Here is a 19,377-nt window from a genome sequence, read left to right as displayed (position 1 = left end):
ATGACCTGACGGCGTGACGGTCGCTCATCGGCTGCGCGCCTCGATCACGCGCACCAGCTCGGCGCCGGGCTGCGTCCGCCCGGCCTGCGGCAGCTGCCGCGGATCGTGCAGCTCGGCGGTGGCGAAGCCACTGGCCCGCAGCAGATCCAGGGGCTCCTCGGGGCCGTTGAAATGCAGGTGGACACGCCCCCGCACGAAGGCCGAGAGCAGGCGGCCGAAGACGCGCTGCGAAGTACCCTGGTTGTCCCGGGCCAGGTGCAGATCGGACAGGTACAGGCCCTGGGGAAAGCGCGACAGCACGGCGGCAAAGCGCTGCCACATGCCCAGCACCGACTCACGGTCGAAGTAGTTCAGCAGGCCCTCGGTGACGATCGCTGTCCCCTGCGCCGGGTCCAACCGCTCGGCCAGAGCCGCCAGCGACGCGGGGCCGTGGTCCGCCAGCGCGTCCAGCGGCTGCACCCGGTGCCCCGGCTGCAGCAGGCCGCCGCGCTCCAGCCGCTGCAGCTTCCACTCCGCCATCTGCGGCAAGTCCGCCTCGATGTAGCGCAGGCGGTTGCCGTGGCGGCGCTTGAAGTCCCAGCCGCGCGGCGAAAAGCCGGAGGCGATCTCGATCACCTGTGTCACCCGCCCCTCCACGATGGCCTGCTCCAGCAGGCCGTCGATGGCGCGATGGCGGGCCAGCAGGAAGCCTTCCACCGTGGGTCGCTCCCAGGCCTGCGCCAGGCGGTTCAGCGGGCGCAGGGCGTTGAACAGCAGCCGCCCCTGCGGCGTGACCAGGGCTTCGTGCGAGAGGCCGTGGTGGAACCAGGCGTAGCCGGTGTAATGAGCGGTCGGGCTGATCGCCTCGGAGCTGCGGGCCATGGTTTGGTTCTTCAGGTCTGGTTATCAGGCGGCCAAGGTCGGCCGGTCCAGCAATTGTGCGAGGCGCTTCAGCGCCGCCTCGCGCAGGGCGCGGCTGTCCACCTCGTCGGGGTGGAAGTCACGGCGGTAGTAGGCACGGTAGCGCGGGCCGAGCTGGCGCAGCCAGGGGCGGAAGTAAGCCAGGCGCTTCATCACGCCGCGCAGTCCCAGCTTCTCGCCGGAAGCACGGTAGAGCCGCGCGAAGTGCAGCGCGCTGAACAGCGAGAACTCCAGCGTGGTGACCACCATCTGGCTGCGGCGGATCCACTCGCTGTCCACCTGGTCCTTGAAGACGTCGAAGGCCACGGCCTTGTGCTCGCTCTCCTCCACCGCATGCCACAGCCACAGCGCGAACACGCGCTCGTCCATGCCCTTCAGGAACTCCGGATGTTCCAGCAGCATCTCGGCTAGCATCGCGGTGAAATGCTCCAGCGCGCAAGTCATGGCCAGGCGCCGCTCCGGCGACAGCATGCGATCGCGAAAACCCAGCCCCCGCTTGACGAAGGCCTCGACCTTGCCGGTAGGCAGTCCGCGGCCCTGCATGAAGGCATTGAGCGCCGTGTGCTCGTTGCCGTGGTGCGCCTCCTGGCCGATGAAGCCGCGGATTTGCTGGCGCAGCACCGGGTCCTTCACGCCGTCCTGCCAGGCGCGCACGGAGCGGATGAAGAAGCGCTCGCCCTCCGGAAAGGTGCAAGACTGCGCCGCCATGATCAGCGTCTTGACCGGGTCACCATCGAACCACCAGGTGGGAATGTCGTCGCCGAACTCGAAGTCCATGCGCCGCACCGGGATCGTCGCGGCACCGCCCTGCTCCATCTTGCCCATGGCCCTTCTCCTGTAACTCGCCGGATTCTGCGCCGCCTTCAGGCGAACTGGTAGTCCTTGAGGGGAAAACGTCCGGAGCGCCGCAGGCCCGAGACCGTCGACGTGGGCCGCAGCAGGGTCGCCTCGCCATGCGGGTTGAAGTAGTAGCTGCGCGAGCTGGCGCAGTTGCCGTTGACGAAAACCGAATGCTCCAGGCGCCGCTTCATGTCGGCCACGAAGGCATCGTTGGCCTTCTCCGACACCTCGAAGCTGCGCGCCTTCTTGCGCCGCATCTCGCCCAGCAGGCGGGCGATGTGCTTCATCTGCCCTTCGATGGTGGTGAAGAAGGACAGGCCGTTGTAGGCGTAGGGGCTGTTCAGGCTGAACAGGTTCGGGAAGCCCGGGATCGCGATGCCCTCGTAGGACTGGAAGCGCGTGCCGCGCCACCAGGCACCCAGGTCCTTGCCCGCCCGTCCGACGATCTGGATCGCCGGGAAGTTCTCCTCCCACAGCGAGAAGCCGGTGGCCAGGATCAGGGTGTCGATCGGCCGGCGCTGCCCATCGCGTGTGACGATGGCGTCGGGCTCGATGCGCTCGATGGCGTCCGTCACCAGCTCCACGTTGGCGCGGTTGAAGGTCGGGTAGTAGGTATTGGAGAAGGTCGGCCGCTTGCAGCCGAAGCTGTAGTCCGGCGTGAGCTTCTCGCGCAGCGCCGGGTCATTCACCTGGCGCGCGATGTGCGTCTTGCAGGCCCGCTCCATCGTGCGCATCAGCAGCGGCAGTTGCTTGTTGTACAGCACGCCGGTGACCATGATCGCTTCGAGCAGGCCCGAGCTGACCAGGCGCGCCGAGCGCTGCGTGGACGGCAGCGCGGCGAACAGGCGGCGCAGCGCCAGCGGGATCGGCCCGTCGAGCTTGGGCGTCACCCAGATCGCGGTGCGCTGGTAGACGTCGAGCCGCGCTAGCTTGGGCGCGATCTTCGGCAGCAACTGCACCGCGGTGGCGCCGGTACCGATCACCGCGGCGCGCTTGCCCTGCAGCTCGTAGTCATGGTCCCAGGCGGCGGTGTGCATGACCTTGCCCTTGAATGTCTCGATGCCCGGGATGCCGGGCTTCTTCGGCTGCGACAGGAAGCCGGTGGCGGTCAGCAGCAAGCGCGCCGTCAACGGCTCGCCGCGCGCGAGATGCACGGTCCACAAGCGATTCGCCTCGTCCCACACGGCCTTCAGCACCACGGTATTGAAGCGCATGTGGCGGCGCAGGTCGTACTTGCCGGCGACGTGCTCGGCGTACTTCTTCAGCTCCGCGCCCGGCGCGTAGAGCCGCGTCCAGCCGGGATTCGGCTCGAAGGAGTACGAGTAGGTGAAGGAGGCGATGTCCACCGCCAGGCCCGGATAGCTGTTGACGTGCCAGGTGCCGCCAAGATCGTCGTTGCGATCCAGCAGCAGCAGCGAATCGATGCCCTGCCGCTTCAGTTCGATCGCCGCGCCCATGCCCCCGAAACCCGTGCCGATGACGATGGCCTCGTAGTCCGGCTGGCGTTCCATGCGTTCTGCCCTGCCCATTGCTGCCCTCCCAAAGGTTATCGCTGGAGCGCCGCGCGTACCGCGCGGTCGCTGCCCGCCACCGTCACGTCGAAGACGCGGCGGCGACGGCGGTGATCCATCATGTTGTAACCGATCGCGGCCAACTCGGCCGGGCCCGGCTCGAGCCGGATCGTGCGGATGCCGGCGGCCTGCAGTTGCGCGATCTCGCGGTCCACGATCGCGGTCATGTGCCGGCGCACACGGCGCTCGATCCGCGCCAGTGGCGAGCGCGGCTGGTCGGGCTCGCTGGAGGCCATCGGCGCCAGCACCACGGCCTCGGTGACGCCTCTGCCCAGCAGCAGGTCCGCCGAGGTCGGCGAGGCAATGCCGCCGTCGAGATACGAGCGGCCCTGCCATTCCATCGGCGGGCACCAGCCCGGCACGCCGTAGGACGCGCAGACCGCGAGGTCCAGCGGAATCCGCGGCGCGTCCTCGCGGCCGAAGGCCACGCGCTCGCCGCTGTCCACGTCCACGCCGACGATCCAGGTATTGGCATGCGGCGCCCACTCCCCCGGCGGCACCACGCTGCCGACCAGCCGCCGGAACGGCGCCATGTCGGCGGTGCCGCGCGGCAGCAGGCCGGTGAAGGCGGTGAAGGCGGAGATGCGCCGCCGCAGGCCCAGGCGTGCCAGCGGCAGGCCCGGCCAGTCCGCCGCCGGCAGCGGCGGCAGCACGCCGCCGGTGTCGCGGTCATGGTTCCAGACGCAATCCGGCGCCTCGCCGAGCTGGCTGGCCACCATGCGCTCTACGGAGACGCCGGCTCCTAGCAGGGCCGACAGCACCGCGCCGCTGGAGGTGCCGATCAGGATCTCCGCCTCGCGCGGGTCCCAGTCCAGTTCGCGCTGCAGCGCCGCCAGCGTGGCGATGCTCCAGGCACCGCCGGCCACGCCGCCACAGCCGATGACCAGGGCGCGGCGGGTCACGCGCGCACCTTGCGCTTGGGCGCTGGCTTCGCGGCAGGCTTGGCCAACGCATCCAGGCGCCGCTCGTAATCGCGGCGACCGTCATGGTCGAGTTTCGACAGGATGCGGTTGTCGCCTATGGCCCGCCGCCCCAGGCGGACCAGCCATTCCGGTGCCAGCTGGAACACCGCGGCGGCCGGCTTCAGGAAGCCCGGCACCGCCACGAACAGCTGCGGCCGCTTCAGCGCCTGCACCACCGCCGCCGCCACGTCCTCGGGGTCCACCGCCGGGATGCCCTTGCCGGCCTGCTCGGTGCCGGAGGCCAGTTCGGTGCGCACCTTGGACGACATCACCGCGGTGAAATGCACGCCGCGTCCGCGGTACTCGGCGTCCGCCGCCTCGGTCAGGCCCACCACCGCGAACTTGGTGCCGGTATAGACCACCGCGCCGGGAATGCCGAAGCGGCCCGCCAGCGAGGCGATGTTGACAATGTGGCCGCTGCCGCGCTTCAACATCTCCGGCAGGGCCAGCTGCATGCCATGGATCACGCCGCGGAAGTTGATGTCGATCTGCGCGTCGGAACGCTCCAGCGGCTCGTCGAGGAAGGCGCCCATCGGCATGATGCCAGCGTTGTTGACCAGCACGTCCACCGGCCCCAGTACCTTGCGCGTGGCGTCGAGGAAGGCGGCAAAGGACGCACGGTCGCGCACGTCCAGCTTCGCGGCATGGGCGCCCAACGGCCGTGCCGCATGCTGGGCCAGCTTCTCGTCGATGTCGCCGATGCTGACCTGGGCGCCCTCGGCCGCCAGCGCCCTGGCGATCTCCAGGCCAATGCCGCGCGCACCGCCGGTCACCGCCACCACCTTACCCCGCAGACCCTGCCTGGCCATCGCTCCGAACCTCGTCATTGATCGATGGCACAGTTTGGCGCGCGGCGCCCCGCCGCGTGAGACGCGGCCGCGCCAATTTGCTTATCATTTTGCGCCATGGACCTGTCCCGCCTGAAGCTGCCACCCGACATCAACCAGCCGTCGATCCCGGTCTCCTACCTGCAACTGCTGGTGGAGATCATGGCCGAGCGCGGCGTGGAGCAGGACCAGTTGCTGGCGGGGGTGCCGATGGCGCCGGAACTGCTGGCGCAGCCGGAGGCGCGCATGTCCGCCTACCAGTGGACCCTGCTGGCCATGAACGGCATCCGCCTGTCCGGCGACCCGGGTCTGGGCTACGAATACGGCCTGCGCATGCGTCCGACCTCGCACGGCTTCCTCGGCTACGCCACCATGAGCTGCGACTCCATGCGCCAGGCCATGGACGTCACCATCCGCTACGTGCAGGCACGCCAGCGCAACTTCACGATGAGCCTGAGCACCGACGCCACGCACGGCACCATCACACTGCGCGAGAAGCACCCGATCCCGGTGCTGCGCTCGTTCTTCGTCGAGAACATCCTGCTGGGCCTGGCGCGGGGCGCCTGCGCGATCCTGGGCATGGAGCTGCGCGACTTCCAGGGCGCGGAAATCGGGTTCGACTGGCCCGAGCCGCCCTACCACGCGGCCTACCGCGAACGCCTGCCCAACATCCGCTTCGGCCAGCCGGCCAACCTGCTGCGCTTCCCTTTGCGCTACCTGGAGCTGCGCCCGGTGCTGGCCGACCCGCATGCCTCGCGCCAGGCCATCGAGCTCTGCGAACGCGAGCTGGCCCAGGCCGGCGGCCTGCAGGACAGCGTCGGCCTGCGCGTCTGCGCCGAACTTCGGCTGTCCCACAACGGTGGCTATCCCAGCGTCGACGCGGTGGCAGAGCGCATGCACATGTCCGGACGCAGCCTCAAGCGCAAGCTGCAGGCCGAAGGCACCTCCTACCTGGCCCTGCTGGAGGACGTGCGCCAGCGCGACGCCCAGGAACTGCTGCGCCACTCCACGCTGGAACTGCAGCAGGTCGCCGCACGGCTGGGCTACACCAACCCGGCCAACTTCACCCGCGCCTTCCGCAAGTGGACCGGCGACTCACCCAGCGGCTACCGGCGCCGGCTGCTGGACGGAAACTCAGGCTAGACTGCGCCGCAAACGAGGAGACAGGCATGGCCAACCCCAACGACAAGCTGGCGAAACTGCTGCGCACGCAGCCGGCGAAGCTGGACTTCCTGTCCGCGCTGTCCGAGGCTGACCGGCTGAAGCTGGCTGGCGACATCGAGCAGGCGCGGCAAGCCCACTCGAAGCACATCCGCGGCAGCATGGAAGAGGCGCTGAACCAGCTGCCCTGGCTGCTGCGCGCGCCCATCAAGAAGCTCTTCGGCGTATGAACATCGACCGCGACACCGAGCTGCGCCGCCTGGCGCGTGTACTGCACCGCGACGCGGCCCAGCTGGGCCACCTCGCCGCGCTCGACGGCGCCGGCCTGATGAAGCTGCGCACGCTGATCCAGAACAGCCTGCTGGAGGAATTCGCCGGGCTGTTCGAGAAGATCGCCGCCAGCGGCAAGCTGGCACCGGATGCGCTCAGCGCCCTGCTGTGCCGCAAGGTCTTCGGCCCCAGCATCACCGCCAACATGTCGTACTACGTGCCGGCCGACCGCGCGGCGCGCATGTGCAAGCACTTCGACGACGAGTTCATGGCGGAGATCGCGCGCGAGCAGATCCCGGAAAGGGCCAGGGAGCAGCTGGAGAAACTGCCGGTGGACCTGATGCGCGGCGTCACGCGCCAGATGCTGGCCAGCCGCGACTACCACATCATGGGCGGCTTCACCGATTACCTGCCGGAAGACAAGGCGATGATCCTGATGGAGGAGATCGCCGACCCCGCCGACTCCCTGCGCATCTCCAGCTTCGCGCAGCGCAAGGACCGCGTCGCGCGCCTCACGGCGAAGATGGATGATCAGCAGATCCGCAGCCTGATCGAAGCCGCCTTCAAGGCGCCCGAGTTCATCAACGAAGTGGGCCTGGTCACCGCACAGATGCCGCCGAAGGATCAGCAGCGCATGGCGAAACTCAGCGATGCCGTGGACCCGAAGCATCGCGCCACCGCGCGCCAGGCAGCTGAGAAGAACGGCACGCTGGAGCAGTTGCAGCCTTTCTTCGCGGCCTGAAACGAAAAGGGCGGGCCCGAGGGCCCGCCCTTAATTCTTTCGCGCCTGCGGCCTACTCGCCGTCGAGCACGGCGCCCTTGTCGGCGCCGCTCACCAGCCGCGCGAACTTGGCCAGCACACCTCGGGTATAGCGCGGCGCCGGCTGCTTCCAGGCCGCGCGGCGCCGGGCCAGTTCCTCGTCGGGCACGTTGAGCTGGATCAGCTGGTGATGGGCGTCGATGGTGATGCTGTCACCCTCGCCCACCAGCGCGATGGGGCCGCCGACGAAGGCCTCCGGCGCGACGTGGCCCACCACCATGCCCCAGGTACCGCCGGAGAAGCGGCCGTCGGTGATGAAGCCGACGCTCTCGCCCAGGCCCTTGCCGATGATGGCCGAGGTCGGCGCCAGCATCTCGGGCATGCCGGGGCCGCCGCGCGGGCCGATGTAGCGGATCACCAGCACGTCGCCGGCCTGGATGCGATCCCCCAGGATGGCGTCCATGGCCTCCGGCTCGGAGTCGAACACGCGCGCCGGGCCGGTGATGACCGGGTTCTTCAGGCCGCTGATCTTGGCCACGGCGCCGTTCGGGGCGAGGTTGCCCTTTAGGATCGCCAGGTGGCCTTCCTTGTACAGCGGTTTGTCGAAGGGACGGATCACGTCCTGGTCGGCGCGAGGCTCGGCGGGAACGTTCGCCAGTTCCTCGGCCAGGGTCTTGCCCGTGATGGTGAGGCAATCGCCATGCAACAGCCCCTTCACCAGCAGCATCTTCAGCACCTGCGGCACGCCGCCGGCCTTGTGGAAGTCCACCGCCACGTAAGCGCCCGAGGGCTTGAGGTTGCACAGTACCGGCACCTTGCGACGCACCCGCTCGAAGTCGTCCAGCGACCACTCCAGGTCGGCGGCATGGGCCATGGCCAGGAAATGCAGCACGGCATTGGTGGAGCCGCCGGTGGCCATCACCAGGGCGATGGCGTTCTCGATGCTCTTGCGCGTGACGATATCGCGAGGCTTGATGCCGAGGCGGATCGCATTGACCAGCACGGCGGCCGACTGCGCCACGCTGTCGCCCTTCTCCGGGTCCGGGTTGGCCATCTGCGAGGAGCCCAGCAGCGACATGCCCAGGGCCTCGAAGGCCGAGGACATGGTGTTGGCGGTGTACATGCCACCGCAGGCGCCATGGCTGGGGCAGGCGTTCTTCTCGATGCCGTCGAAGTCCTCCCGGCTCATCTTGCCGGCGGTGAAGCTGCCCACCGCCTCGAAGGGCGAGACGATGGTCAGGGCCTGGCCCTTCCAGAAGCCCGGCTTGATGGTGCCACCGTAGCAGAACAGCCCCGGCACGTTCATGCGCAGCATGGCGATCATGGCACCGGGCATGTTCTTGTCGCAGCCGCCGATGGCGAGCACACCGTCCATGAACTGCGACTGCACGGCGGTCTCGATGGAGTCGGCGATCACCTCGCGCGACACCAGCGAGAATTTCATGCCCTCGGTACCCATGGAGATGCCGTCAGTGACGGTAGGGAATCCGAAGGTCTGCGGCATGGCACCGGCAGCCTTCAGCGCCGCATCGGCGCGATCGGCCAGCGGGCCCAGGCCGGCGTTGCAGGGGTTCATCGTCGAATGACCGCTGGCGATGCCGACGATGGGCTTGTCGAAATCCTGGTCGGTGAAGCCCACGGCGCGCAGCATCGCGCGGTTCGGCGAGCGGGCGACGCCCTCGGTGATGTTGCGCGAGCGGCTGTTGGAAACCGGCTTTCTGGCGTCGGACATGGCGGACCTGGCTGGTGAGACGGGTGTGCAACCGTATCACGGCCGGCCCCGGGCAGCCCTGAGCCCTGCCGGCGGCACCGGCAGGGCTTGCCGATACAGCTAGGGCTTGAGCAATACCCGGTAGTTCAGCTCCACCGGGCGCGACTGCAGGAAGTTCTGCTGGGCATCGCCCGTGGCCACTTCCAGGCGCGCCTTGTAGTCACCCGGTGGCAGCGTGGTGCGGGTGATGCTGACCACCAGCTTGAGATCCGGAGGGGCGCCATCGATGCGTGCGGCAAACCAGTCCGCCGTCTCGCCGAGGGCCGGGCCGGTGCCGATGCGCTGGGCCTGGTCCTTGTCCACGCGTACGGCCAGGGTCTGCGGTGCCGGCGGAACGCCCTGCCCCTGGACGGCAGTGAAGCTCAGGCTACCGCCCTCCACCTCGAGACCACCGGCCGGCCCCGGCGCCGGCGGCGCCCGGTCGCAGGCAGCGACCAGGGCCAGCAGCAGTCCGGCGGCGAGAGCCCGCGCAGCACTCAGGACAGTATGCATGTCGGTCCTCAGCCCTTCGGCTGCGGCACGACGCGCAGGTAAGGCCTGAGCTCCTTCCAGCCCTGCGGGAACAGCTTCTTGGCGTCCTCGTTGTTGACGGCCGGCACGATGATCACGTCATCGCCCTGCTTCCAGTTCACCGGCGTGGCGACCTTGTACTTATCGGTGAGTTGCAGGGAGTCGATCACGCGCAGCACTTCGTCGAAGTTGCGGCCGGTGCTGGCCGGGTAGGTCAGCGTCAGGCGGATCTTCTTGTTGTGGTCCACGATGAATACCGAGCGCACGGTGAAGGTGTCGCTGGCATTGGGGTGGATCATGTCGTAGAGGTTCGCCACCGTCTTGTCGGCGTCGGCGATCAGCGGGAAGTTCAGCGAGGTGCCCTGGGTCTCGGCGATGTCCTTGCTCCAGCCGTGGTGGTCTTCCAGCTTGTCCACCGACAGGCCGATGGCCTTGACGTTGCGCTTCTCGAACTCGGGCTTGAGCTTGGCGGTGTAGCCCAGCTCGGTGGTGCAGACCGGCGTGTAGTTGCGCGGGTGGCTGAACAGCACGCCCCAGGAATTGCCCAGCCACTCGTGGAAGCGGATGCGGCCCTCGGTGGTGTCCGCTTCGAAATCGGGGGCGATGTCGCCCAGTCGCAGTGTCATGTGGTTCTCCTGTGGGTTATGGGGTGGTGCGGGGGCTCCATGATGCGCCGTTCCCGTGGCAGATCAAGGCATAAGGACAGAACGGATTGGATCATGGCCCACATCCAGACCGGGCAACGCCGCCTGCAGTTCCACGATCGTGCCGCCGTACTCGCCCTGCTTCCACTGGATACGGCCGCGCAGCAGCTCGGTGCGTGCACACATGCCGCGCATGCCGATGCCCGGACGGCTGTGCTCGAAGCCGCAGCCGGTATCGGCAACCCGCATGTGCAGGTTGCCGCCGCCGAGCCGGAAGTCCACGCGCAGCTCCGGCGCCTCACCGTGGCGCAGGGCATTGCTGACGGCCTCGCGCAGGATGCGCGCCAGGTGGAAGGCGAACAGCGGCGGCACCTCCAGCTCGTCGACGCCCTCGGGATAGGCCCAATGCAGCCGGCAACCGGCGCGCGCCGTGCGCTGTTGCGCTTCGGCTTCCATCTCTGCCAGGGTGCCGCGCAGGCTCACGGCGATAGCCGGGTCGAAGATCACCACCTCGCGCAGGTCGGCCAGCGCGGAACGCGCCAGCTCGACATTGGCCTCGCTCTCGCCGGCGTGGATCAGGGTCAGCAGCTTGCCGCCGAGGTCCTCGTGGAGCTCGCGGTGAATGCGCTCGCGCTCCTCCAGCACCGCCTGCTGGCGCTCCAGCTTGCAGCGCTTTTCGAAACCCTGCTCTAGCGTGCGCCGGGCCTCGGCCACGCGCGTCTCCAGCTGCAGGTTGAGCTCTTCCAGGTCACGCCGCGCCACCAGGCTGCGGTCGAGCACACGCCAGCCCAGCACGGTGAGGAACAGCGGCACGGCGAAATGCAGCAGGAAGCTGCTGTGGCCGTACCAGTTGGCGGAACGCGTCGCGGCCAGGCCGTAGTCATGCACGGCGAGCAGCAGCTGCAGCAGCAGGCCGGCGCAGAGCATCGCCGCATCCCGGCTGTGGTGGCGCCGGCCGTAGGTGTAGGCCAGCGCGTAAACCAGGCTCAGCACGCTCAGCAGGTTGAAGAAGGCGCCGACGTAGCGCAGCGTCCACCAGCTTCCCAGCAGGTTGCAAAGCGTGCCGAGCGCCGCCAGCGCCAGTGCGGCGGCCTCGATGCGGGGCCGCCGTGCATCGAGGAAGCGGTGGACGAAGATCATCTGCAGTGCGCAGGCCCAGTCGATGCTGCTGTGGACCAGCGCCAGCCAGTAGCGTCCCGGCAGGGGCAGGTCGCGCACCGACATGTTGGCCCCGAAGACACCCCAGCAGGCCGTGAACAGCGCGAACCACAGGTACAGCGACTGGTCGCGGTTGCGCAGGTACAAGGTGAAGCTGAACAGCGCGGTGACCAGGGTCAGCGCGGTCAGGCCGAAGCTGATGTCGCTCTGCAGCAGCCGGCGCCATTCGTAGGCCGGTCGCAGTTCCTGCAGCGGCCCGACCTCGGGCGGATACAGCACGACGAAGTGGGGGTAGCCGCGCAGGTAGACGTGTACCAGGTTGTGCCCGTCGTCCGACAGCAGTGGCTGCGGCACGACGAACAGCAGGGGGCGGTTGGCGTTGAAGGCCATCGGCTCCTCGAAGCGCCCGCCGCTGCCGATGAAGCTGCGGTTGAAGTAGGCCGCGAGATTGATGGCACCGCGCAGGAAGTACAGGCCCCAGGGTCCGTCGGCGTCGGTCGGTGTCTCGACGCGGAAGCGATACCAGCCGCTGCTCTCCACCCCCGCCCGTCCCGGTTCGTTCCACTGGTCGGGCAACTGCACCGGGCGCCAGCGCGGATCGGCATCGTCCGGCAACTGCATGGAAGGCTCCGGCAGGAATTCACCGGACGACAGGCTCAGGATCTGGGCCACGGCGGGAGCGCTGGACACGAGCAGGGCCAGCGCCAGCAGCACCGCCGTTGCCCAGCCTCGTCTGTCTCCCCCCACCCTGCCCCCTTTTCACCCGCTTCCACTGGAATTCTGCCGCCTGGGACGGCGTCGTGCGAGCCTCAGGCCGGAGCCGGAAGCGGCGCGCTCAACTCGACGCAGGTCCCGCCGCCCGCCAGGGGCAGCCAGCGCACATCGCCGCGCAGTTGGCCCGCGCGCGTACGCATCCGGTTCATGCCGCCGCCAGGCCGGTAGTCGGCATTGCCGCAGCCGTCATCACGGACCTGTACGGACAAGGCCTCCCCGACCACCGAGACATCCACCTCGACCCGGCTCGCCTGCCCATGATGCAGGGCATTGCCGAGCGCCTCTCGCAGGATGCGGGCAACGTGGAAGGCGAAGCCGGACGGCAGCTCCAAATCTTCGGCCTCCTCGGAGTAACGCCATTCGAGGCGGCAGTGCATCGCCTCGGCGCGATGGCGAGCGTCGGTTTCCATCTCCGACAGGGCGCCTCGCAGGCTGATGGCGTCTTCCGGGTTCAGCGATACCACCTCGCGCAAGTCGGCGAGCGCGGAGCGGGCCAGGGTCACGTTCTGTTCGTTGCCCGCCGAATGCACCAGGGTCAGCAGCTTGGCCCCGAGATCGTCGTGCAGGTCGCGATGCAGGCGCTCGCGCTCCTCCAGCCGCGCCTGCTCGCGCTCCAGCGTATAGCGGTGCAGATAGACCTGCTCCACCTCGGCGCGTACCTGCGCCACGCGCCCTTCCAGGCGACGGTTGAGCTGCTCCAGTTCGCGGCGCATGGCCAGTGATCGGTCGATCAGGCGCCAGGCCATGGCGTACAGCAGCAGCGGCACCGCGAAATGCGCCAGCAGCAGCGGATTGAGATAGCGGCCCTCGGCCCCCGCCACGGTCGGCAGTGCATCGCCGAGCACCAGCCCCAGTTCCAGGGCCAGGCCGGCACAGAGCAGCACCACGTCGGTACGCGGGCTCAGGCGCCCGCGGCCAATCGCGAAGACCAGGCAGTAGGCGACGCTGATCAGCCCCGGCAGGTGCATCAGGCTGCCCAGGTAGCGCAGCTCCCACCAGCCGCCGAGGAAGTTCACCAGGGTGGCGACCACGGCCAGGCCCAGGGCCAGCTGCTCCAGCCGCGGTCGGCGCATGTCGAGGAAGCGGTGGACGAAGATCAGTTGCGAGGCGAACGACCAGTCGATGGCGCTGTGCACCGTTGCCAGCCACCAGCGTCCCGGCAGCGGCGGCTGGCTGAAGGCGGTGTAGGCACAGAACACACACCAGAAGGCCGCGGTCAGGCCGAACCAGAGGTACACCGGCTGATCCGGATGACGCCGCCAGAAGCTCAGGCCAAAGCCGCAGGCCACCAGGCTCAGCATCATCAGGCCGAGGCCGGCATGGTTCTGCAGCAGGCGGCGGCGCTCGTACTCGGGCTTCAGCTCGTCCAACGAGCCCACTTCGAGCGGCGGCAGGCCGGTGAAATTCGGGTAGCCGCGCAGGTAGACGTGCAGGACGTTGGCGTCAGGCCGCAGCAGCGGCGCCGGCACCGTCAGCAGCAGGGCGCGATTGGCGTACAGCGCCATCGGCTCATCGAAGCTGCCCTCATCACCCAGCATGCTGCGGTTGAAGTACACCGTGACGTTGAGGCTGGCGCGCTGCAGGTAGATCGCCCAGGCCTCTCCTCCGGACTGCAGTCCGGCGAGACGGAAGCGGTACCAGCCGGCGCTGCCACCGGCGAAGCGTTCATCGCCGCGCCAGACGTCCGGCAGGACGACCGGCCGCCAGCGCGGATCGGCGTCGTCGGGCAGCGCCATGGTCGCCTGCGGCAGGAACTCGCCTGCGGTCAGCAGCTGTATGGAATCGGCACGCGCCGGCCCGGTGGCCGCCCCGGCTGCCAGCAACAGGAGCCACGCCCACAGTCCCCGCCACCGCACGGACTTCCCGACCACGCACGCCCCCGGCGCCCACCGCGCCCTTTTTCTCAGGCGGATTGTGCCTTGTGGCGGAAGCGCGCGGCGAGCCCCACCGCGGCGGCGGCCAGGCCGACGGTCAGGCCCCACCAGACGCCGTCCGGCCCCAGCGGGGTATGGAAGGCCAGCCACCAGCTGACTGGGAAGCCCACGGCCCAGTAGGCGACCACGGTGATCAGCATCGGCAGCCGCGTGTCCTTGATGCCGCGCAGGGCGCCGTTGGCGGTGACCTGCACGGCGTCGAAGAACTGGAAGGCCGCGGCCAGCCACAGGAACTTCACGGCCAGGGCGCCGATCTCGGCATCGGCGGTGTAGAGCCTCACGATCAGGGTGGCGAGCAGCAGCATGATCAGGGCGTTGGACGCCGCATTGATCAAGCCAAGCTGCATGCCGACGCGGCCACGGAAGCGCACCTCGGCGGCCCCAAGCCCCGCGCCCACGGCCTGCCCCACGCGCACGGTGGCCGCCAGGCCGATGCCCATCGGGATCATGAACATCAGCGCGGCGAAGTTGATCGCCACCTGGTAGGCCGCCACGGTGGACTCGCCGAACAGCGACATCTGCATCGCCGCCATCACGAACAGGCCGGCCTCGGCCGCCAGGATCAGGCCGATCGGCAGGCCCAGGCGCAGCACCTCGGCGGAGTCGGCCGCCGGCCGGACCAGTTCGCCCTCGAACAGCCGCACCGGCCGCAACGCCGGGCGCAATCTGTATTGCAGCGCCAGGGTCGCCGCCATCGCAAGCGCGGCGATGGACGTGGCCCAGCCGCAGCCCGGCGCACCCAGCGCCGGCAGGCCCCAGTGCCCGAACAGCAGCCCCCAGGCCAGCAGGCCGTTGACCACCAGGCCGACCACGCCGGCCAGCAGGATCGGCCGCGGCTGGCCCAGGCCCTCGGCGGTGTAGCGCAGCACGAACCAGGCACTGAAGCCGAAGGCGCTCCAGGACAGCGCCTGCAGGAACTCGACGGCGGTGCGTGCGGTTTCCGGCGGCAGCCCCAGCCGCCCGATCAGTGGAGCAGCGGTCAGGCGCAGCAGCAGCCACCACAACGCCGCCACCACCAGGCCCAGGGGCAGCAGTTCGCGCAGGAAGATGCCGGTATCGCCCGCGGGGCGGCCGGCGCCGGCCCGCTGGGCGACGATCGGCGAGCAGGCCATCAGCACCCCGTGGAAGAAGATGAAGAACAGCACGGCGTAGTTGGAGCCCACCGCGACCGCGGCCAGGGCCTGCGCCCCGAGTTGGCCGGCCAGGATCGTGTCCACCGTGCCCATGCCCACGGCGGCGATCTGGGCCGCCATCAGCGGCAGGGCCAGCTTTAGGTTGGCGCCGGCTTCACGGCGGAACGACGCGCCGGGCGGCAAATGGGGCGAATCGGTCACGAGCGGGTCACGGGTGCTGCGGGGGGCGCGAAGTGTACTGCATGCACGCAGCCCGGCCGCCGCGCAGGCACAATGGCGTCCGCAATGACCGCCTCCCTGCAAATCGTCCTCGTCACCTGCCCGGCCGACCGCGCCGAGGGGCTGGCGCGGTCGCTGGTGGAAGCCCGTGTCGCCGCCTGCGTCAACGTCCTGCCGGGGATCGTCTCGGTCTACCGCTGGCAGGAGGCGGTACAGCGCGACGAGGAGGCCCTGCTGCTGGTCAAGGCGCCCTCGGAGGGCTTCGAGGCCCTGCGCCAGGCGGTGCTGGCCCGGCACCCCTACGAACTTCCCGAGATCGTCGCGGTCAACCCCGACGCCGTCCATCCTCCGTACCTCGACTGGATTCTCGCTTCATGCCGCTGATCCGCACGCTGCTGCTGGCCCTGGCCTGCAGCCTTGCCATGGGCGCCACTGCCCGCCCCACGAATGAAGACCCGGCCGCAGGCCGGCAGCCGTCCCTCGCCCGCATCGCGGGAGAGGGGGGGGGCGCCCGAGGAGCGGGTGGTGGGTTGAGGGCGAACCCAGGCTGGCTGTCTCCAGCCGAGGAGAGTCTCTTGCCGGTGGAAGAAGCCTTCCAGCTGCTGCCGGCCAGGCGCCAGGCGCAGGCACTCAAGCTGGAATGGAACATCGCTCCCGGTTATTACCTCTACCGCGGCCAGTTGGCCTTCGAGGTGCTGACGCCGCAGGGCTTCCGCCTGGCACCGCCACGCCTGCCCAAGGGCGAGACGATCCAGGATCGGGAGTTCGGCAAGGTCGAGGTCTACCGCGGCATCGTTGCCGCCGAGTTCGACCTGCCGCCGGGCATGAAGGGCCCGCTGAAGCTGCGGGTGCACTACCAGGGCTGTGCCGACCTCGGCATCTGCTACCCGCCTCAACAGCAGCAGCTAGCGGTGCCCGCGGCGGTGCGCTCATGACGCGCCGCGGCTGGCTGGCCGCCGGCTTCGTCGTCGCCGGCATGGCGGCGATGGCGGCGGGTTTCCTCGCCTCCGGCTGGTGGATGGGAGGCAGCCGCATGCAGGGCGAGCCGGCGCCTGCGATAACGCTGACCGATCTCAATGGGCAGTCGCGTACGCTGGCCGAGTGGCAGGGCAAGCTGCTGCTGGTGAACTTCTGGGCGACCTGGTGCGCGCCCTGTGTCGACGAAATCCCGCTGCTGGTGGAGGCTCAGGCACGCTACGGTGCCAAGGGCCTGCAGGTGCTGGGGCCGGCCTTCGACGAGACGGAACCGGCCAAGGCCATGGCGCAGCGCCTGCGCATCAACTACCCGGTGTCGGCCGATCTGGCACAGGCCGACGCGGCCGCCCGTGCACTGGGCAACCACAACGGCATGCTGCCCTATACCGTGTTGATTTCACGGGACGGACGCGTCCTGAAGACCGTTTTGGGCGGCATGACGCGCGAGCAAATCGATACACTTGTGCAGGAACACTTGTAGGCTGGATCGCACAAGCATCTCCCCCTGAACGTACGGTATCTTGCACCGAATTGCAGCGAACTTGCCTTTTCGGCGTAGCTGACGGCAGAATCCGGGCACTTCGCACCGGAAAACGCCTGCTTGAGCCACCTGCTCCTCATCAACGGCCCCAATCTGAACCTGCTCGGCACCCGCGAGCCAGGTATCTACGGCTCGGCCACGCTGGCCGACATCGAGAAAGGGCTGGCTGAGGAAGCCCAGCAGCTCGGCCACCGGCTCTCGGCCTTCCAGAGCAACCAGGAAGGCCAGATCGTGGAACGCGTCCACCAGGCAAGGGCCGAGGGCGTGGACTTCATCCTGATCAATCCCGCCGCCTTCACGCACACCAGCATCGCCATCCGCGACGCGCTGCTGGGCGTGGCGATCCCCTTCATCGAGGTGCACCTGTCCAATGTGCACGCTCGTGAACAGTTCCGGCATCACTCGTATTTCTCCGACATCGCCGTCGGCCAAATCGTGGGCCTGGGCCCGCTGGGCTATCGACTCGCCCTGCAAGCTGCCCACGAACGACTTTCCAAGCGCTGACACCAACAGACAAAAGCTCCCCGGGAGGGACATTCAAATGGATTTGCGCAAGATCAAGACCCTGATCGACCTCGTCGAGCAGTCCGGCATCTCCGAGCTGGAGGTCAAGGAGGGCGAAGAATCGGTCCGCATCAGCCGCAACACCGGTCCGGTGACGCAGTACCTGACCGCACCGGCGGTAGCCGCGCCTGCCGCCCTGCCCGCCCCGGTCGCGGCTGCGCCCGTTGCCGCCGCTCCTGCCGCGGCCCCGGCCGCCGCGCCGCGCGCCTCGGACAGCCGCCACATCGTCAAGGCGCCGATGGTCGGCACCTTCTACCGCTCGCCCTCGCCGGGCGCCAAGTCTTTCGTCGAGGTCGGCCAGACCGTGAAGGCCGGCCAGGTGTTGTGCATCATCGAAGCCATGAAGATGCTCAACCAGATCGAGTCCGACAAGGCCGGCGTGGTCGTGGAAATCCTGGCGGACAACGAGAAGCCGGTGGAATTCGACCAGCCGCTGTTCGCGATTGAGTAAGCGGCTCCGGCCATGAAAGAGATCAAGAAAATCCTCATCGCCAACCGCGGTGAGATTGCCCTGCGCATCCTGCGTTGCTGCCGCGAGATGGGCATCAAGACGGTGGCGGTGTATTCCACCGCCGACCGCGAGCTCAAGCACGTGGCCCTGGCGGACGAGGCGGTCTGCATCGGCCCCGCGCCCGCGACCAAGTCCTACCTCAACATGCCGGCGCTGATCGCTGCGGCCGAGATCACCCAGGCCGACGCGATCCACCCGGGCTACGGCTTCCTGTCCGAGAACGCCGACTTCGCCGAGTCGGTGGAGAAGTCCGGCTTCATCTTCATCGGCCCGCGTCCGGAAACCATCCGCATGATGGGCTCCAAGACCAACGCCAAGGCCGAGATGATCGCGGCCGGCGTACCCTGCGTGCCCGGCTCCGACGGCATCCTGCCAGAGGACGAGGCCGAGTGCCTGGCCATCGCCGAGCGCGTCGGCTACCCGGTGCTGATCAAGGCGGTGTCTGGCGGTGGCGGCCGCGGCATGCACGTGGTGCGCAAGCCCGAGGAACTGATCGTCAAGGTCCAGCTGGCCCGCACCGAGGCACTGAACGCATTCAAGGACGCCTCGGTGTTCATGGAGAAGTACCTGGAGGCGCCGCGCCACGTGGAGTTCCAGGTGCTGTCCGACGGCCAGGGCAACGCCATCCACCTCGGCGAACGCGACTGCTCGATGCAGCGCCGCAACCAGAAGGTGGTGGAGGAATCCCCCGCTCCCGGCATCACGCAGAAGCAGCGCGACGAGATCGGCCAGCTCTGCGCCGACGCCTGCGTGCGTATCGGCTACCGTGGCGCCGGCACCTTCGAGTTCCTCTACGAGAACGGCCAGTTCTACTTCATCGAGATGAACACGCGCATCCAGGTGGAGCACCCGGTGACCGAGCTGGTCACCGGCGTGGACCTGATCCGCGAGATGATCAAGATCGCCGCGGGCCGTCCGCTGAAGAAGCAGCAGAAGCACGTGCGCCTGCGCGGCCACGCGATCGAATGCCGCATCAACGCCGAGAACCCGCGCACCTTCATCCCCTCGCCCGGCGAGATCAAGAAGTACCATGCGCCGGGTGGTCCCGGCGTGCGCCTGGATTCGCACATCTACAACGGCTACAAGGTCCCGCCCAACTACGACTCCATGATCGGCAAGCTGATCACCTGGGGTCCGGACCGCAAGTCTGCCATCGCGCGCATGCGCCAGGCGTTGGCGGAAATGATCATCGAGGGCATCCAGACCAACATCCCGCTGCAGAGCCGCATCATGCGCGACGGGGTGTTCCGCGAAGGCGAGCACAACATCCATTACCTGGAAGACATGCTGGCCCAGTGGCAGACGGAGTGATCGCTGCATGAAACGAAGAAGGCCCGGCAATGCCGGGCCTT

General features: G+C 68.6%; 20 protein-coding genes. 9 read left to right on the top strand and 11 right to left on the bottom strand.

Annotated elements, in window-relative coordinates:
- Positions 1-24 precede the first annotated feature (24 nt).
- The 5 genes from QT386_RS06200 to QT386_RS06180 are packed head-to-tail and all read right to left on the bottom strand — an operon-like array spanning position 25 to position 5,082.
- Positions 25-861, bottom strand: a complete 837-nt coding sequence (locus tag QT386_RS06200) for a class I SAM-dependent methyltransferase (RefSeq protein ID WP_289272876.1) — start codon at positions 859-861, stop codon at positions 25-27.
- A gap of 24 nt (positions 862-885) precedes the next feature.
- A complete protein-coding gene (locus QT386_RS06195; protein WP_289272875.1) occupies positions 886-1,725 on the bottom strand; it encodes a metal-dependent hydrolase in 840 nt (279 codons plus the stop codon).
- A gap of 38 nt (positions 1,726-1,763) precedes the next feature.
- Positions 1,764-3,269, bottom strand: coding sequence for an NAD(P)/FAD-dependent oxidoreductase (locus QT386_RS06190; RefSeq protein ID WP_289272874.1), 1,506 nt, complete (start codon positions 3,267-3,269; stop codon positions 1,764-1,766).
- Positions 3,270-3,286: 17 nt separating this feature from the next.
- A complete protein-coding gene (locus QT386_RS06185) occupies positions 3,287-4,213 on the bottom strand; it encodes a patatin-like phospholipase family protein (protein ID WP_289272873.1) in 927 nt (308 codons plus the stop codon).
- Positions 4,210-5,082: an SDR family oxidoreductase gene (locus QT386_RS06180; RefSeq protein ID WP_289272872.1), complete on the bottom strand. Its 873-nt coding sequence runs from the start codon at positions 5,080-5,082 to the stop codon at positions 4,210-4,212. Before QT386_RS06180 ends, QT386_RS06185 begins: the two co-directional genes overlap by 4 nt.
- A 96-nt stretch (positions 5,083-5,178) precedes the next feature.
- On the opposite strand from QT386_RS06180, the gene QT386_RS06175 reads away from it, so the two are divergent.
- The 3 genes from QT386_RS06175 to QT386_RS06165 are packed head-to-tail and all read left to right on the top strand — an operon-like array spanning position 5,179 to position 7,273.
- Positions 5,179-6,243, top strand: coding sequence for an AraC family transcriptional regulator (locus QT386_RS06175; RefSeq protein ID WP_289272871.1), 1,065 nt, complete (start codon positions 5,179-5,181; stop codon positions 6,241-6,243).
- A 26-nt stretch (positions 6,244-6,269) separates the two neighbouring features.
- Positions 6,270-6,491 carry a hypothetical protein gene (locus QT386_RS06170; protein WP_289272870.1) on the top strand — a complete coding sequence of 74 codons (222 nt, stop codon included), beginning with the start codon at positions 6,270-6,272 and terminating at the stop codon, positions 6,489-6,491.
- Complete coding sequence (locus tag QT386_RS06165; RefSeq protein WP_289272869.1) at positions 6,488-7,273, top strand: hypothetical protein; 786 nt, start codon at positions 6,488-6,490, stop codon at positions 7,271-7,273. The genes QT386_RS06170 and QT386_RS06165 overlap by 4 nt, the downstream gene beginning before the upstream one ends.
- Before the next feature lie 52 nt (positions 7,274-7,325).
- On the opposite strand, the gene ilvD is transcribed toward QT386_RS06165, so the two are convergent.
- The 6 genes from ilvD to QT386_RS06135 all read right to left on the bottom strand — a co-directional run bounded on the left by ilvD (position 7,326) and on the right by QT386_RS06135 (position 15,416).
- Positions 7,326-9,023: a dihydroxy-acid dehydratase gene (ilvD, locus tag QT386_RS06160; RefSeq protein ID WP_289272868.1), complete on the bottom strand. Its 1,698-nt coding sequence runs from the start codon at positions 9,021-9,023 to the stop codon at positions 7,326-7,328.
- Between the two features lie 99 nt (positions 9,024-9,122).
- Positions 9,123-9,554 (bottom strand): hypothetical protein, encoded by a 432-nt coding sequence (locus tag QT386_RS06155; RefSeq protein ID WP_289272867.1) that lies wholly within the window; start codon positions 9,552-9,554, stop codon positions 9,123-9,125.
- Between the two features lie 8 nt (positions 9,555-9,562).
- Complete coding sequence (locus tag QT386_RS06150; protein ID WP_289272866.1) at positions 9,563-10,198, bottom strand: peroxiredoxin; 636 nt, start codon at positions 10,196-10,198, stop codon at positions 9,563-9,565.
- 63 nt (positions 10,199-10,261) lie between these two features.
- On the bottom strand, positions 10,262-12,121 hold the full coding sequence (locus tag QT386_RS06145; RefSeq protein ID WP_289272865.1) for a sensor histidine kinase: 1,860 nt from the start codon (positions 12,119-12,121) through the stop codon (positions 10,262-10,264).
- Positions 12,122-12,183: 62 nt separating this feature from the next.
- Positions 12,184-13,971, bottom strand: coding sequence for an ATP-binding protein (locus QT386_RS06140; RefSeq protein ID WP_289272864.1), 1,788 nt, complete (start codon positions 13,969-13,971; stop codon positions 12,184-12,186).
- An 80-nt stretch (positions 13,972-14,051) separates the two neighbouring features.
- On the bottom strand, positions 14,052-15,416 hold the full coding sequence (locus QT386_RS06135) for an MATE family efflux transporter (protein WP_289272863.1): 1,365 nt from the start codon (positions 15,414-15,416) through the stop codon (positions 14,052-14,054).
- Between the two features lie 84 nt (positions 15,417-15,500).
- Between QT386_RS06135 and cutA the strand changes: the two genes are divergently transcribed.
- From cutA to accC, 6 genes are all read left to right on the top strand, one after another.
- Positions 15,501-15,818, top strand: a complete 318-nt coding sequence (cutA, locus tag QT386_RS06130) for a divalent-cation tolerance protein CutA (protein WP_289272862.1) — start codon at positions 15,501-15,503, stop codon at positions 15,816-15,818.
- On the top strand, positions 15,809-16,369 hold the full coding sequence (locus tag QT386_RS06125; protein WP_289272861.1) for a protein-disulfide reductase DsbD N-terminal domain-containing protein: 561 nt from the start codon (positions 15,809-15,811) through the stop codon (positions 16,367-16,369). Before cutA ends, QT386_RS06125 begins: the two co-directional genes overlap by 10 nt.
- Positions 16,366-16,890: a TlpA disulfide reductase family protein gene (locus QT386_RS06120; protein ID WP_289272860.1), complete on the top strand. Its 525-nt coding sequence runs from the start codon at positions 16,366-16,368 to the stop codon at positions 16,888-16,890. Before QT386_RS06125 ends, QT386_RS06120 begins: the two co-directional genes overlap by 4 nt.
- A gap of 120 nt (positions 16,891-17,010) precedes the next feature.
- A complete protein-coding gene (gene aroQ / locus QT386_RS06115) occupies positions 17,011-17,454 on the top strand; it encodes a type II 3-dehydroquinate dehydratase (RefSeq protein WP_289272859.1) in 444 nt (147 codons plus the stop codon).
- Positions 17,455-17,491: 37 nt separating this feature from the next.
- The gene (accB, locus tag QT386_RS06110; RefSeq protein ID WP_289272858.1) at positions 17,492-17,965 is read left to right on the top strand and encodes an acetyl-CoA carboxylase biotin carboxyl carrier protein; all 474 of its coding nucleotides are present in this window, start codon (positions 17,492-17,494) and stop codon (positions 17,963-17,965) included.
- A 12-nt stretch (positions 17,966-17,977) separates the two neighbouring features.
- Entirely contained in the window at positions 17,978-19,336 is a 1,359-nt protein-coding gene (gene accC / locus QT386_RS06105; protein WP_289272857.1) for an acetyl-CoA carboxylase biotin carboxylase subunit, read from the top strand.
- The last annotated feature ends 41 nt before the right edge of the window (positions 19,337-19,377 follow it).

It is taken from the genome of Solimonas sp. SE-A11, assembly GCF_030345715.1.
GTDB lineage: Bacteria > Pseudomonadota > Gammaproteobacteria > Nevskiales > Nevskiaceae > Solimonas_A.
This window is presented reverse-complemented; position numbering and strand designations above follow the sequence as displayed.